Annotated in this window: 9 protein-coding genes; 5 read left to right on the top strand and 4 right to left on the bottom strand. The window is 50.6% G+C overall.

Annotated features, from left to right (window positions below):
- Window positions 1–677: 677 nt before the first annotated feature.
- Together sat and AC0QH1_RS25340 are read left to right on the top strand one after the other, a co-directional pair.
- The gene (sat, locus tag AC0QH1_RS25345; protein WP_324634210.1) at window positions 678–1,859 is read left to right on the top strand and encodes a sulfate adenylyltransferase; all 1,182 of its coding nucleotides are present in this window, start codon (window positions 678–680) and stop codon (window positions 1,857–1,859) included.
- A gap of 744 nt (window positions 1,860–2,603) precedes the next feature.
- Entirely contained in the window at window positions 2,604–4,886 is a 2,283-nt protein-coding gene (locus AC0QH1_RS25340; protein WP_324634209.1) for a caspase family protein, read from the top strand.
- Window positions 4,887–5,202: 316 nt separating this feature from the next.
- Here AC0QH1_RS25340 and hppD read toward each other — a convergent pair whose 3' ends face one another.
- On the bottom strand, window positions 5,203–6,285 hold the full coding sequence (gene hppD, locus AC0QH1_RS25335) for a 4-hydroxyphenylpyruvate dioxygenase (protein WP_324634208.1): 1,083 nt from the start codon (window positions 6,283–6,285) through the stop codon (window positions 5,203–5,205).
- Window positions 6,286–6,435: 150 nt separating this feature from the next.
- Entirely contained in the window at window positions 6,436–6,633 is a 198-nt protein-coding gene (locus tag AC0QH1_RS25330; protein ID WP_324634207.1) for a hypothetical protein, read from the bottom strand.
- Between AC0QH1_RS25330 and AC0QH1_RS25325 the strand changes: the two genes are divergently transcribed.
- Window positions 6,632–6,763: a hypothetical protein gene (locus AC0QH1_RS25325; protein WP_324634206.1), complete on the top strand. Its 132-nt coding sequence runs from the start codon at window positions 6,632–6,634 to the stop codon at window positions 6,761–6,763. The genes AC0QH1_RS25330 and AC0QH1_RS25325 overlap by 2 nt on opposite strands.
- Window positions 6,764–7,243: 480 nt before the next feature.
- Here AC0QH1_RS25325 and AC0QH1_RS25320 read toward each other — a convergent pair whose 3' ends face one another.
- On the bottom strand, window positions 7,244–9,052 hold the full coding sequence (locus AC0QH1_RS25320) for an NYN domain-containing protein (protein WP_324634205.1): 1,809 nt from the start codon (window positions 9,050–9,052) through the stop codon (window positions 7,244–7,246).
- Window positions 9,053–9,123: 71 nt separating this feature from the next.
- Between AC0QH1_RS25320 and AC0QH1_RS25315 the strand changes: the two genes are divergently transcribed.
- A complete protein-coding gene (locus AC0QH1_RS25315) occupies window positions 9,124–10,632 on the top strand; it encodes a UbiD family decarboxylase (protein WP_324634204.1) in 1,509 nt (502 codons plus the stop codon).
- Between the two features lie 197 nt (window positions 10,633–10,829).
- Here AC0QH1_RS25315 and AC0QH1_RS25310 read toward each other — a convergent pair whose 3' ends face one another.
- Window positions 10,830–12,038, bottom strand: coding sequence for a methyltransferase domain-containing protein (locus AC0QH1_RS25310; RefSeq protein WP_324634202.1), 1,209 nt, complete (start codon window positions 12,036–12,038; stop codon window positions 10,830–10,832).
- An 826-nt stretch (window positions 12,039–12,864) separates the two neighbouring features.
- Here AC0QH1_RS25310 and AC0QH1_RS25305 point away from each other — a divergent pair.
- Window positions 12,865–14,034, top strand: coding sequence for a WecB/TagA/CpsF family glycosyltransferase (locus tag AC0QH1_RS25305; protein WP_324634201.1), 1,170 nt, complete (start codon window positions 12,865–12,867; stop codon window positions 14,032–14,034).
- Window positions 14,035–14,166 lie beyond the last annotated feature (132 nt).

Genomic DNA, 14,166 nt, shown 5'->3' with positions numbered 1-14,166 from the left:
GGTTCTCGGGTTTCGGGCAGGCGGGATTCAGGCAGTAAACGGTCATGGCATATATAGGCGCGCACCTTTTCCATTATCCGTATATTAGGTCAAGTGGGAACAGTTGTCAAGGGGGTTTGGGGAAATATTGGATAAAGTTTTGTTGCGATTTTCACGTGAGATATCGTGGGGGTGAATGAATCGGCAGATCGGGGAGAGGTGGTTCCAGGCGAGAGCGGGGAAATGAGCGAATCGGGTTTTTTGTGGCTCGCACCTAGTTTGAATGACTGGTGATGCGCGAAGGCGGCTATATATATGCGCGCACCTTTCCCATTATGTTTAGGATAGGGTCAAATTGGCGGGATGTCAAGGGGGGGGAGAGGGAGAATTTTGGGGAGCAAGAATGGAAGAAGCGATCGCGGTGGAGTGGGGGGGAGCGCGCGCAGAGGACCGGCGGGGGGAGAGAAAGGGTGGGGGTAGGGGTAGATGAAAAAGGGGGTTAGCAGGGGAATAGGGGCAAACCACCTGAAGCGAAATTGTTGTTAGGGTGCAAAGCGCTTGAGTTCTACCGGAATTTTCCTGGTTGCGGTTCCCCAATTAAAGAGCTAGCTGGTTAACCGGTGCAGAATGTCACGTCGGCCAGTATGATAAAAATGAGGAAAACTTAACAATTGCACAGATTAAACAGAGGGATTGTTTTGACTCAGCATTCAGACGCCATTGCCCCCCACGGAGGCCATCTGGTGAATCGGATCGTCAGCGAAGCACAGAAGCGGGAATTTCTCGATCGCGCCCTTGAAATGCCGCGAGTGCAACTGAGCGAGCGATCGCTATCCGACCTGGTACTCATTGCGATCGGTGGATTTAGTCCTCTAACCGGCTTTATGGAGCAACAGGACTACGATCCAGTAGTCACGGATATGCGATTAGCCAATGGTTTACCCTGGTCAGTACCGATAACCCTCCCAGTCAGCGAAGAAGTTGCCGAACCCTTAAAAGAAGGAAGTTGGGTGCGCTTAGACGCTCCAGACGGACGATTTGTCGGGATACTGGAGCTGACCCAAAAATATCGCTACAACAAAGCTTTAGAGGCGGTGAACGTCTACCGCACCGAAGACACCAAGCACCCTGGGGTGAAAGTCATTTACGACCAAGGCCCGATTAATCTAGCCGGGCCGGTGTGGTTGCTACAGCGCGACGCCCATCCCCAGTTTCCCAACTATCAAATCGACCCAGCAGCATCGCGCAAAATCTTTCGGGAAAAAGGGTGGAAAAGCATCGTTGCCTTCCAAACCCGCAATCCCATCCACCGGGCGCATGAATACATCACCAAATGCGCCTTAGAAAGCGTGGATGCCTTATTTTTGCATCCCTTAGTGGGGGCCACCAAATCCGACGATATTCCAGCAGACGTGCGGATGCGCTGCTATGAGATTTTGATGGAGAAATACTACCCGAAAGACCGGGTAATGCTTGCCATTAACCCAGCGGCGATGCGCTATGCCGGGCCGAGAGAAGCGATTTTCCACGCCTTGCTGCGGAAAAACTACGGTTGCACCCACTTTATTGTCGGGCGCGATCATGCCGGTGTTGGCAGCTACTATGGAACCTACGACGCGCAACATATTTTTGACGAATTCGAACCGGAAGAATTGGGCATTTTGCCGATGAAATTCGAGCATGCCTTTTTCTGCACCGTTACTGAGGGAATGGCAACCACCAAAACCAGTCCGAGTAACCCAGAGCAGCGAATTCACCTATCGGGAACCAAGGTGCGGGAAATGTTGCGCCGGGGCGAAACGCCACCGCCAGAATTTTCCCGTCCGGAGGTAGCCGCCGAATTGGCTCGCGCCATGCGGGTGCCGGCAGAATCTTATTAATTTCATCTCTAGAACCCGGTAAGGGGCAAGGTATGAATTGCCGGGGTATAGAGGAATGAAAGGGGGAATTGTAGAGACGCGAAAACTTGCGTCTCTACCCCGGGTAGTGGCGATCGGCATTCGCCACCCAGGAGCGATAGAAAGCGGATTTATGGCTGAATTTTTCTAGACCCACAGCAACGCTCTAGCAGAGAAATTGGCAACCTGGTAGTTTACAAACCGCAGGGAAAACAGGTACAATGAAATCACAGTTTAAGCCGTGGGATTTTGCAGTAAAATCGCACGGGCAAAATCACAGAAGCGCTGCAGGAAGGTAAGGCAGAGCCAACCAGGGCGGCGATCGACGCCGCCAGGGGGGTATAAAACACAAGAGCGGCCCGGGGAAGCGCGGGCAGAGCGGATTCTCACTTAAGTCTGAGAAGCAGCGCCGCAGAGGCAGAGGAAGAGTCCACTCAAATGGCAGGTCAAGGGGAATTGAGTTGCACAAAGCGTTGCAGATTGCAGAACCTTAAATTGGGCGGAGTGAGGAGAAATCTGGGCGGGATGGCTTGACGAAAAGAACCTCGAGAGCCAAAACTAGAAAACAAACAGTGGGAAAAGTGAAGCCAGAGGAGGAAGAAAGGGGAGCGGTGGAAATGGAACGGGAGTGTTAGCATTCCGAGCGGGATGGTGCATCCTAGGGATTGCAGCGAGTAAAGGCCGATAACAACAATCAGAGTTAAGGGTAGAAGGACAATTTAGGGAATGGCACTGACGCGACGAGACTTTTTAGAGAAGGCGAGTTTGGCGCTAGCCGCCTTTGGAATGGGCGAAACCTGGGTAGGGCGAGCGAGCGATCGCTACTACCAAGCCTTAGCAGACCCCGCCCCGCAGAAATTGGCGCTACTGGTGGGGATCGACGACTATGAGGCGATGCCGGATCTTTCTGGATGCGCCACCGACGTAGAACTGCAACGGGAACTACTGATTCATCGATTTGGGTTCGATCCGAACAATATCGTCACCCTAATCGACAAGAAAGCAACCAGGCAGAATATAGAAGAAACCTTTATCAGCCATTTAAGCGATCGCGCCGGACCGAGAGATATCGTAGTGTTTCACTTCAGCGGTTACGGTCGTCGCATCAATGGAGAGCAAATCGGGGAAGGATTGCAAAACAGCTTGATCCCGGTAGATGGGGGGTCTCCGGAACGAGAAGGGCAGGAGGCCAATGACATCCTCGAGAGTACCTTAGAAGAACTGCTCAGAACCCTGCCCACGGAAAGAGCGATCGCCGTATTGGACACCAGCTATAGCTATCCAGGGATGAACCTGCAAGGCAACTTGCGAATTCGCGCCCAACAAGGGTTGCCCACCGCCTCTGCGAGCGAAGCCGAACTCGCCTTCCGGGAGAAAATCAAACCGCGAGGCGGCTTTTTGCAGCGATCGCCCGGGCCGTATAAAGGCATCATCCTCTCCGCCAGCGGTGCCGATCGCGTCGCCACCGAAGCGCGATGGATCGGGTTTAGTGCCGGGGTTTTCACCTATGCCCTAACCCAACAACTGTGGTTAGCCACCCCAGCCACCACCTTGAGCTTGAGCCTGCAACGGGCATCCTGTGCCATACAGCAGACCATCGGCGATCCCCTGCAACAGCCGGAATTAAAGAAAAAACTCACCGAAACCGAGGAAGAAACGCAAACTCGCAAAATCAAAGATGGTGCCCTGGCATTTTTCGACATGGAGCCACCCTCTGCCGATGGCGTAGTAGAGGCGGTAGAAGATGGCGGGCAAAGTGCCGTAGTCTGGCTGGGCGGACTGCCATCTCAGACGGTGCAATTCTACGAAGCCAACTCCATCTTGACCCCCCTGCCGAAAGAAGCAGAGGACGACCCCTTGAAAACCTTGCAGGTGCGATCGCGCGACGGATTGCGCGTCAAGGCGCAAGTCTTGGGCACCGGTAGCCCCAACGCCCAACCCCCGAGTCCCACCCGGTTGCGAAAAGGGCAACTGGTGCAAGAAAAGGTGCGCGTCCTCCCTCGCAGCTTGAACTTAACCATCGCCCTAGACAGCGGGTTGCAACGGATCGAGCGCGTGGACGCCACCAGTGCCTTTGCCGGTATTCCCCGGGTCAGCACCGCGATCGCCGGCGAACAAAATGCCGATTATTTGTTTGGGCGCGCCCGGGAAGCCATGCTGGCGCAGCTACCGAGTTCCTCCTTGCCTTCCATTCCCGAAGGCAGTTACGCTTTATTTTCTCCGGGGAAAAGCCTGCTGTTGAATACAATGGGGGAACGGGGAGAAGCGATTAAAACCGCAGCGCAACGATTGAAGCCGGAACTGGAAAAGTTATTGGCGGCCAAATTTCTGCGCTTAAGTGCCAATGAAGGGTCTTCTAAGTTAGGGGTGAGGGCGAGTTTGGAAACCGTTGCTCCGGAAGAAAAGGTGATTATCCAAACCGAAACCCGACGCTCTCCTTGGCCCGCGCCACAAAAGGCAGAGGCGATCGCGCCGAAGAATGGCAATCCGATTCCCTTGTCTTTGGGCGATCGCATCCGCTATCGATTGGTGAATTACAGCGATAAGCCGGTTTACTGTTTGTTATTTAGCTTGGATAATAGTGACAAGGCGATCGTGCTGTATCCTTCCCCAGATCCTTCCACCTCCAAAACCGGACAAACTCAACCCCACGTAGAACAAAATCAGATAAATCCCGGGGAAACCCTCATCGTTCCCAACGCCGCCGGCTCTGCATCTTGGGTGCTGCACGGGCAAGCAGGATTAACGGAAACCCAGGTGATTTTTTCCACCCGTCCGTTTTCCAAAACCTTCTACGCATTGGCGAGTTTCATGCGTCCCCAAGGCGACGCCCAACCGATAATCAGCCTTCGCAACCCACTGGCCATCACCCAAGCCATTCTCCAGGATTTACATGCCGCTAGCGCTGCCAATCTCGATAGTTATGGTGGTGGAATTTCCAGCAATGATTCTTTCGCTTTAGACGTGAATAGCTGGGCCACCCTGAGCTTTATCTATCGCGTGGTTTAGCGATCGCATAACCGAAAAGAAACGCGAATTTTGCGATTCTCGCCCTCGGGAGGGAATCGCACGCGACCAAAGGTTTTTTTTGGCATACCCAGCTCGACCTCACAATAACCGCAAAAGATAATAGCGTCGTTCTAAAATCCGGTGAGAAATGCTTTTAGCTCCCTTTTTGTATAAAATCGGTCGTTTATGTGCGAAAGCTTGGGGGCACTTTTCACCCCCGAGCGAAAAATGGGATCGGACTTCCGCGCCGCTTCTGCTGATGGGCGGTAGACCTGCAAAGGTTTTATATAACTGGCGACACCATAATATAAATTTTCTACTTTTCCCGTTTAATTTGCTCTTGTTCTATAGCTTGAAAGAGTGCCTGAAAATTGCCCTCTCCAAACCCCTGAGCCTGACAGCGACGCTCGATAGATTCAAAAAAGAAAGTCGGCTGAGAAAAAATTGGCTGAGTGAAAGTTTGCAGCAACATTTTCTCCGGATCGTCTGAATGCCAATCCACCAAAATCTCTTGAGCTTCAATTTCCGCCCATTGGGCAGCCGATTTGCGGAAACCCTGGCGTTGTTGCAGGTTGCGGTAGTAACGCGGCGGAACCTGAATAAACGACAATCCCGAGGCGCGAAGTTGGGCCACCGCCTGTAAAATATCGTGAGTTGCCAGAGCAATATGCTGAATTCCCGGACCGCGATTGAGGTTCAAGAACTCTTGAATTTGAGAATTTTCCGAACTCGGTTCGTTGATGGGTAATTGCACGCCGCCGTGGGGATGAACCATCACCTGAGAGTGCAACCCAGAACGGTGGGTTTGGATGTTAAAGGTTTGCTGACGCTGGAAACCGAGAGTTTTTTCGTAGAAAGACACCGCCGATTCCAAATTACCGTTTGCCACATTTAACACCACATGGTCGATGTGGGTATAGAAAGGGGTAGCAGAGGGGGTAACGGGGCGATCGCCGGGCCAACACTCGGTGAAATCCACACTCCAGAGGGGAAAATGGGACTGAGAAACCCCGATCGCTTCGATTAACGTATGGGTGAGCGGTCCCCACCCGGAGATTTGCGCCCACTTCAGAGTGCCTTGAGGCAGAGATTTTTCGCGAATGGGTTGCAACAAGCGGGCACCTTGGGCCGTTGCGTTTTGCACCAGGGCCTCGAGATTGGCAACCGAAAACGCCACATCTGCCACACCCGGGGGATGCAGGCGAAGAAAATCCGCCACGGGACTCGCGTCGCTGAGGGGGGAGGACAACAGAAAACAAACCGCACCACTTTGGACGACTTCCGTGTGGGTGTGGGTATGGGTAAAGCTGGCGATCGCCGCAAAACCGAGGTAGCGCACGAACCAGTCTCGTCGTGCCTTTGCATCTTCAACGTAAAAATGAACGCGATCGATTTCCATCACACCGAGATCCCACCACTATGTCGTCTGAGTCGCTACAACAGTGCTACAGAAATTCCGTTAACCGTAACACCATTGCCTGCCTCAACTCTATAGTAGAACCTCTTTTCCTTCAGGCACATCTATCTAGAAAAAGAGATAACTTTCCAGTTAGATGTTAATTTGGATTGGAACCGCCCGGGGTTCGGCATTGAAGGCATAGGCGATCGCCTCGGCAGCCATCTCGGCGCTGAGCATTTTCTTGCGGTTCACCTTGAGACTGACGTTATCCCAAAACGGGGTATCCACACCCCCGACATAAAACAGCGTCAACTTCATCATCGTGTCGCCGCCCAATTCTTCCACCATGCAGTTGCTCATTCCCACCACGCCAAACTTCGAGGCTCAGTATGCCCCCGCCATTGGCATGGAGTGCTTTGCCCCAAATGCCCCCACGGTGCAGATGTATTATTTGGTGGTGGCAACTAAAATGGCATAGGCAAAAACCCCCACAATAATAGAGGGCACGCTGCTTAAAATTACGGTAATAAATCGGATGAGAGAAGTTCCAAATAAAATCATATACCCTCTGGATGTGGGATGAGAATACTGTTTAAAAAATTGATGAGTCCTTATTTAAAATAAATCCGGGGTTTTAAGAGGGGGTGATTTTCAGTTTAAGCGGGCTTTAATGTTGGTTTAATCGGGTTAATTGGTAGGGAGAAAATAGGGAATAAATCGATAGAGACCCTTTCGGGAGGGGAAAGAAAACTGAGGCGCGGTTTTTTTTAAGCGATTAACCATTAAATGGGGTAAAAGGGTAGACAGGGAGAGGTCAGCGCCCTGAGGGCAGGCGAGATTGCCCTACCCGAAGCTCAGCCGCCCTTTGGGTGTCTGGGGGAATGGCTATGCCAAAAGCTTGACGTAAGGCGACAAGAAGGGGGCGGGAGGTGGTTTCCCAAATGAGATGCCGATCGCCTTATTTTCCCCTTCGCGACAGACTGACTTGATAGATTTTGCCCTGTTTTCTCAGCTCAAAGACGGGAGAAGATTTGAGAAATTGAATAAATTTGCCGCCAATTTTCAGATGATGTATCATTTTCTTAATTGGCACGCCATACTGGTTGTAAAATTCGGTGGCGAGGCTAGACACCCGCACCCAATTGCCCGCACTTTTCAGGATTAAAGTTTTAATCAGTTTTGCCAGGGATTGTTCCAGTTCGGTGGCGGAGTTGATATCGGGAAAGGTTGTGGAGGCGATCGCCACTTCATATTCCTTGTCTTTTTTCTTCAAACTAAACGTAGAACAAGACAGCAAAAACTGCAAAAAGTTTTCGCCCAATCCCAATTGAGTGACAATCTCGCTTGGTTTTTGCCCGTACATACTTTTAAACTCTGCCCCGAGGGTTCCGGTAGAAACCTTCACCCCAGGAAACTTAATTTTCATTGCTTCTATGGTTTCTGCCAGAGCTTTTTCCAGTTCTTCTCTGGTTTTAAAAATGGTAGTAAATATCGCCGTGCGAGACCCAGCAGCGCCATTGCCGTTGGGGGTTTTGAGCGTAACGGGCGAGCCATTGGCGGTGAATGGTGCGCTAGCGGAATTGGGTTGAAGGGGATCGAAAACCGTGACAAACACTTCAGAGTTATCCGAGAGTTTATGGATAGCAAAATATTCGGGATACTCCAAAAACAGGTTCTGAGGGAGTTTGTTTGGATAGTGAGCGGCGATCGCCCGTTCCAGAGTCAGATTATACCGCCGTTCAAACGCCGCCGAAATTTGCGAGAGTTCGATCCACTGCTTGGCGGTTCTTTGCTGTTGTTCGCGAATGAGTTGCTGAATCTTGTCCAGCCAATGTTCGATGGGGTAAAATTCCGGCAGACTGCCGATATCGTACTGCTGCGCTTGATGGGTTTGGGTATTGACAATCGTCACGGTTTTGCCATGTTTGCGAACCAGATAAACTGTTAACCCCAAGGTTTGCAAAGTAGTACACAGATGGGTCATTACTGCATCGGAAGAACAGACTAGCACTTCCTTAGCATTGGGATAATGCACGAAAATCGAAGAACCCACCGTTGCCATTTTCACATCGGCGCTATCTTTGCCCACGGGAACGTGAATCATTTCGTAATGACGAGCGTGTAGTTCTACATCTTTTTTGCCCATTCTTTGCCAATTGGCAAAGGCGATTTTAATTTGCAACTCGTAATGACAGACCGTTTTGAGAAATTCTTCCGTTTCTTCGTCGAGGTTTAAGTTTTCTGCATCCAAAAGCAAGATGGCGATCCCGGAATCTTTGTCAGAGGCGATCGCCTCCTCGGCGTTTCCCGGGGCGTTTGACGCGGGCGCATAAGTCCCATTGTCGGTAGCGGATCCCTCCGGAGGGGTGAGGGAAGCGGAAACCCGGTTTTCCAAGCTCAGGGAATGCCAGTCAGCACAAGAATTTGACTCCCTGTGGGAGTCGCTGTGGGTCAGATACCCGATCGCTTCCATCAAGGCGCAGAACTCGGCAGAGACGAAAAAATGCGGGGTGACAAAGGTTTGCAACAGCTTGATTGCCGTTTGAATCACGGCGGCGCTATCTTGCGGTTGTCCCAGTTTTTCTGCCAACTTCGCGGTGAGTCTCCCTTGAAATCCTTCCTCATGCCAAGGTTGGTGGCGAAATTTTTCTTTCACCCATTGGGGGTGGCGTTGATGAGTGGCGCGAATCGCTTGGTACATCAAGCGACTCATGGAGGCGATCGCGTCGAAATCCCGATCGGGCGTCAAACTGGGTGCATCTGGCATAGCAATCCAAGGAATTGGTTGGGTCTTCTTTCATCCATAATAAAAGAGGATAGCTTCACAAAGAAACAATCATGGCACGAGACTTGCGCGGATTCCTGAAATTGCTAGAAGACAAAGGACAGCTACGGCGGATTGACGCTTTGGTGGACCCGGATTTGGAAATTGCCGAGATTGCCAACCGGATGCTGAATGCCGGCGGACCGGGATTGTTATTCGAGAATGTAAAAGGGGCGGCGTATCCGGTGGCAATCAATCTGCTGGGGACCGAACAACGGGTTTGTTGGTCGATGAATATGGAAAAACCAGAGGAATTGGAGGAACTGGGCAAAAAATTGGCCATGCTGCAACAACCCAAACCGCCGAAGAAACTCTCTCAAGCAGTTGATTTTGGCAAGGTCTTGTTTGATGTGCTTAAGGCAAAACCGGGACGCAACTTTTTCCCCCCCTGTCAGGAAGTCACCCTCAAAGACGACCAACTGGATTTAAACCAATTACCCCTGATTCGTCCTTATCCGGGGGATGCGGGGAAAATTATTACCTTGGGATTGGTAATTACCAAGGATTGTGAGACGGGCACGCCCAATGTGGGGGTGTATCGCTTGCAATTGCAATCGCGCAATACCATGACCGTGCATTGGTTGTCGGTACGCGGGGGGGCGCGACACCTGCGCAAAGCAGCAGAACGGGGTAAAAAGTTAGAAGTGGCGATCGCCCTCGGGGTCGATCCGTTACTGATTATGGCGGCGGCAACCCCGATTCCGGTGGATTTATCGGAATGGCTGTTTGCCGGACTCTATGGCGGTTCTGGCGTTGCTCTCGCCAAGTGCAAAACTCTGGATTTAGAAGTGCCGGCAGATTCGGAATTTGTCCTGGAAGGCACCATCACCCCCGGCGAAGTGCTTTCCGACGGCCCATTTGGCGACCACATGGGTTACTATGGCGGTGTGGAAGATTCCCCGCTGATTCGCTTCCACTGCATGACTCACCGCAAAGACCCGATTTATCTCACTACCTTTAGCGGACGTCCCCCGAAAGAAGAAGCGATGCTGGCGATCGCCCTGAATCGCATTTATACCCCCATCCTCCGCCAACAAGTCTCCGAAATCGTTGACTTCTTCTTGCCAATGGAAGCTCTCAGCTACAAAGCGGCGATTATCTCCATCGATAAAGCCTACCCCGGGCAAGCCCGTCGCGCCGCCTTGGCCTTTTGGAGTGCATTGCCCCAGTTTACTTACACCAAGTTTGTCATTGTTGTGGATAAGGATATCAACATTCGCGACCCGCGTCAAGTGGTTTGGGCGATTTCCTCCAAAGTTGACCCGGTGCGCGATGTATTTATTCTGCCGAATACACCGTTTGATACTCTGGATTTTGCTAGCGAAAAAATCGGTTTGGGCGGACGCATGGGTATCGATGCCACAACTAAAATTCCCCCAGAAACCGAACATGAATGGGGCGAACCTTTGGAGTCAGATCCGGATGTGGCCGCAATGGTCGATCGCCGTTGGGCAGAATATGGCTTGGACGATCTGAATTTGCAACAGGTCGATCCGAATCTCTTTGGCTATCAAGTCCACTAACCCTTACCCCTTTTTTCTGGTTTTTCTAGAGCATCAAGCCTCTGTGAAATCGATTCAATTGAGTTAGGTAAGATGCCTCTTCTTGTAGAGACGCGATCGCTCGCGTCTCTACCGGGTTTTTACCACCTATCAAAATAAACGAAATTAACCCGCTTTCTGCCCTGGTTTATTCCCCGGCGAATCCCCCGATCGCCGATTTAACCACAGGAGTTTTCCGGGGCACAGCAATCGCTATTTTCCGGGGTAAAGGTTTCGCGGTATTCTAAGCCTTTGGTTTCCCGGGGGTGGCGGGTAGTGCTGCGCTGAGAGTCAAATTCCTTGGCATTTTCAAGGGGAATCGTTTCGTAGGGTTCTACGGGGATGACATGGGGATGATAAGGACCGTTGCGATCGCATAAAATTTGGAAGGTTTTGTGGCCAACTGCCATGCGATCGCCGCGCCGATAAATATGACCATCATCGTCTAACACTTCTTTCCACGGGCCTTTATAAATCACCGCTTGATTGCGTTCCCACTCCGGGCCTTCTTTACCTTTAAACGCTTGTAGGGTAACGGAACGAAATTCAATCCCCGCCACCACTTGCCAAGGTTCCGACTGTCGGGTGAGAATTTCGATGCCGTAAAATCCCGCTTCTTCAAACATGTTCAAAAAGGCATCTTCTCGGAAAGCACCGGCGATACATCCACTCCACAATTCCGGGTCGTTGATAATTTCTGGCGTCGGGTCTTCGTCGCAGACAATATCGGAAATTACCGCTCTCCCGCCGCGTTTGAGGACGCGATAAATTTCGGCAAACAGTTGTTGTTTATCTTGGGGACGGACTAAATTGAGGACGCAATTAGACACCACCACATCTACACTGTTATCGGGAATCAGGGGTGCCTCTCGTCGCAGGCGATCGCAGTGAGCCTCAAAATGAGATACTTGTTCGATTTCGGCGATCGGATGCTCGGTTAACCAAGCTTGAGCCTTCTCTAAATCCAAGGCCAAATCTTGAATTTTTCCTTTAACAAACCGGGTATTTTGATAGCCGATTTTCTCGGCAATTTCCCCTTGGTACTTGCGCGCTAGGGCGAGCATTTCGTCATTAAAATCAACGCCGATTACCTGACCCTCTGCGCCGACTTTTTGCGCCAGAATATAGCAGATTTTTCCAGCTCCCGACCCCAAGTCTACTACAGTTTCCCCAGGGTTGACATAGCGGCTGGGGTCCCCACAGCCATAGTCTTTTTCCAGGATTTCCCGGGGCAGGATTTTCAGGTAGTTGGCTTCGTATTCTGTGGGACAACACAGGGCCGCCTCTACCTGACGCGCGCCTCCTTGATAGCGCTCTAGCACAGCGTTTTCTGGGTTATAGGGGGTGGCGGTTTGGGTGAGGTTTGGGCGGTTTTTGCTCTGGGTCATTAGTGGTTTCTCCTTTTGCGATCGCTGAATTGAGCTGACCTAAGTTTGGGTGAATGTTCCCGGATAGTAATTAGACCCATTATATAGCGGGATTGAAGCTGATGCAAAAGCACCGGTTGCTTGCCCCCGCCAGATAAGGTGGGCAATGCCCATCCGATAACGCCGGGAAATTTATCTCCCGGCAATTATTATCGGGGGAACTGAACCCCATTGCAAGCGGGTCAAAATATATCAAATCATATGCCGATGAGTTTGAGCCAAGAAAAGGCTGAGGAAATGCTGAGCGATCTAAAAATTTAGGGATTGGTGCCAGGGAGGCGTCTTCCCGGGGGGGGGGGAGTCAGAATCCCTCAACCTTTGTGTAAACTTATGCAATCTTTTAAGATTTCTTTATATTTACCCCCCCTAATTACTCATCTAGGGGTGGTTGACAAACAAAGAAAAGTATGCATAAAGCCAAGGACGATTGTTCGCCGGAGAGAATTTGACCCCTAACAATGATGGAGTGGGGAGAAACAAATTTGAGAATGTACCCTTATAGGCAGATGTTAAGTTGCCAGTAAAAATGCAAGATTATGGGGTAAGGTGACAAAATAATTTCTGTTGCCTAACGAAAAAAGAAGAAGCCGGCGAAGAAGAAAAAGGAGCCAACCTGAGTCTCACCTGGCGTGCGATCGCGCTTGTTCGCTCTTTCCACCTCCTAACAGGGGTTGAAAGATAGGGATTGCCGAGACCACAGAATCATTCCCTTGCCTGCATCTTCTTGACCGCGTTCTATCGGATACAACCCGATTAAATTTTTTCTATGCTATTGGGGGTTTTTTCAATGAATCAAGTTCAAATTTTAAACGTCGCGATCGATAACCTGTCCAAACAGGAACTCCTCCACCAGCTCAAGGGTGGCGGTATGGTGGTGACGCCGAATGTAGACCACTTAATCAAGTTGCAAAAAGATCCGGATTTCTATGACGTTTATCAAAATGCCGATTATCGCATTTGCGATAGTCAAATTGTGAAGATGATGTCCGGTGTACTGGGGACGCCGATTCGAGAGAAACTCTCGGGTTCGGACTTGTTCCCCGCATTCTATAACTATTACAAAGATGATGAAGAGGTGACAATTTTTCTGCTGGGGGCAGCAGAGGGCGTGGCGGCAAAAGCCCAAAAACGGATTAATGAAAAAGTGGGTCGCGAGATGGTGGTTGGCACCTACTCACCCAGTTACGGGTTTGAAAAGAACCCGCAAGAATGCGAAAAAATTATCCAGATTGTCAATCAATCCGGGGCAACCGTTTTGGCGGTGGGTTTAGGTGCGCCGAAGCAGGAAAAATGGATTCACAAATACAAGAACCGGATGCCCCATGTGAATTTATTTATGGCTATTGGTGCGACGATTGATTTTGAGGCGGGAAATCGCCCGCGATCGCCCGAATGGATCAGCCAAATGGGTTTGGAATGGGCGCATCGCCTGATGTCGGAACCGCAACGTCTGTGGAAACGATATCTGGTTGACGATCTACCTTTTTTCTGGCTGATTTTAAAGCAACGTTTGAATCTTTATGGCTATCAAATGCCTGTCGGTCAGCTCTTGCAACAGGCGGGTTTGCTATCGCGCGATCGCGTAGAGCTGATTTTGCAAGAACAAGCCCAAGAAAGCCACCTGAGATTTGGCGATTTGGTGGCGCGGCGCGGTTGGCTGGAACGTCAAACCATTGACTTTTTTGTAGAACAGTTTCCCAAATTGCCGAGGGCAAAACAAAAAGAACCCTTGGGTCAGTATTTCAAACAAGCCGCACTGTTAGACGACATCCAAATCCGCAATATTTTAAACTATCAGCAACAAGAACGCGGATTGCGCTTTGGTGAAATTGCCGTACTCAAAGGCTGGGTTCAACCGGAAACGGTGGAGTTTTTCATCAAAAACTTAAAGGCAGAAAAACAAGCCCAGTCTAAAGTGTCTGCTCGACACCCTATTCCGATAGCGGCTAATTTTTGACCCAGTTTTTGGTCAATAATTTTGCCTTCAGGCCAGAATTATTGTTTGAATCGCCTACAGTCCATGCAGAAAGCCAAAAAAACGGAGTTCGTCATAGTCGGAACTCCGTTTTTTTTTGAGTTTAAAGGGATG

It is taken from the genome of Phormidium sp. CCY1219 (genome assembly GCF_055795085.1).
The sequence above is the reverse complement of the archived record's forward strand: the minus strand, read 5'-3'. Positions and strand labels throughout refer to the sequence as shown.

Bases quoted from the DNA above. Each gene is read 5' to 3' on its own strand.
- AC0QH1_RS25340 (WP_324634209.1), top strand. From the start codon at position 2,604: ATGGCACTGACGCGACGAGACTTTTTAGAGAAGGCGAGTTTGGCGCTA.
- hppD (WP_324634208.1), bottom strand. From the start codon at position 6,285: ATGGAAATCGATCGCGTTCATTTTTACGTTGAAGATGCAAAGGCACGA.
- AC0QH1_RS25325 (WP_324634206.1), top strand. From the start codon at position 6,632: ATGCAGTTGCTCATTCCCACCACGCCAAACTTCGAGGCTCAGTATGCC.
- AC0QH1_RS25330 (WP_324634207.1), bottom strand. From the start codon at position 6,633: ATGGTGGAAGAATTGGGCGGCGACACGATGATGAAGTTGACGCTGTTT.
- AC0QH1_RS25320 (WP_324634205.1), bottom strand. From the start codon at position 9,052: ATGCCAGATGCACCCAGTTTGACGCCCGATCGGGATTTCGACGCGATC.
- AC0QH1_RS25315 (WP_324634204.1), top strand. From the start codon at position 9,124: ATGGCACGAGACTTGCGCGGATTCCTGAAATTGCTAGAAGACAAAGGA.
- AC0QH1_RS25310 (WP_324634202.1), bottom strand. From the start codon at position 12,038: ATGACCCAGAGCAAAAACCGCCCAAACCTCACCCAAACCGCCACCCCC.
- AC0QH1_RS25305 (WP_324634201.1), top strand. From the start codon at position 12,865: ATGAATCAAGTTCAAATTTTAAACGTCGCGATCGATAACCTGTCCAAA.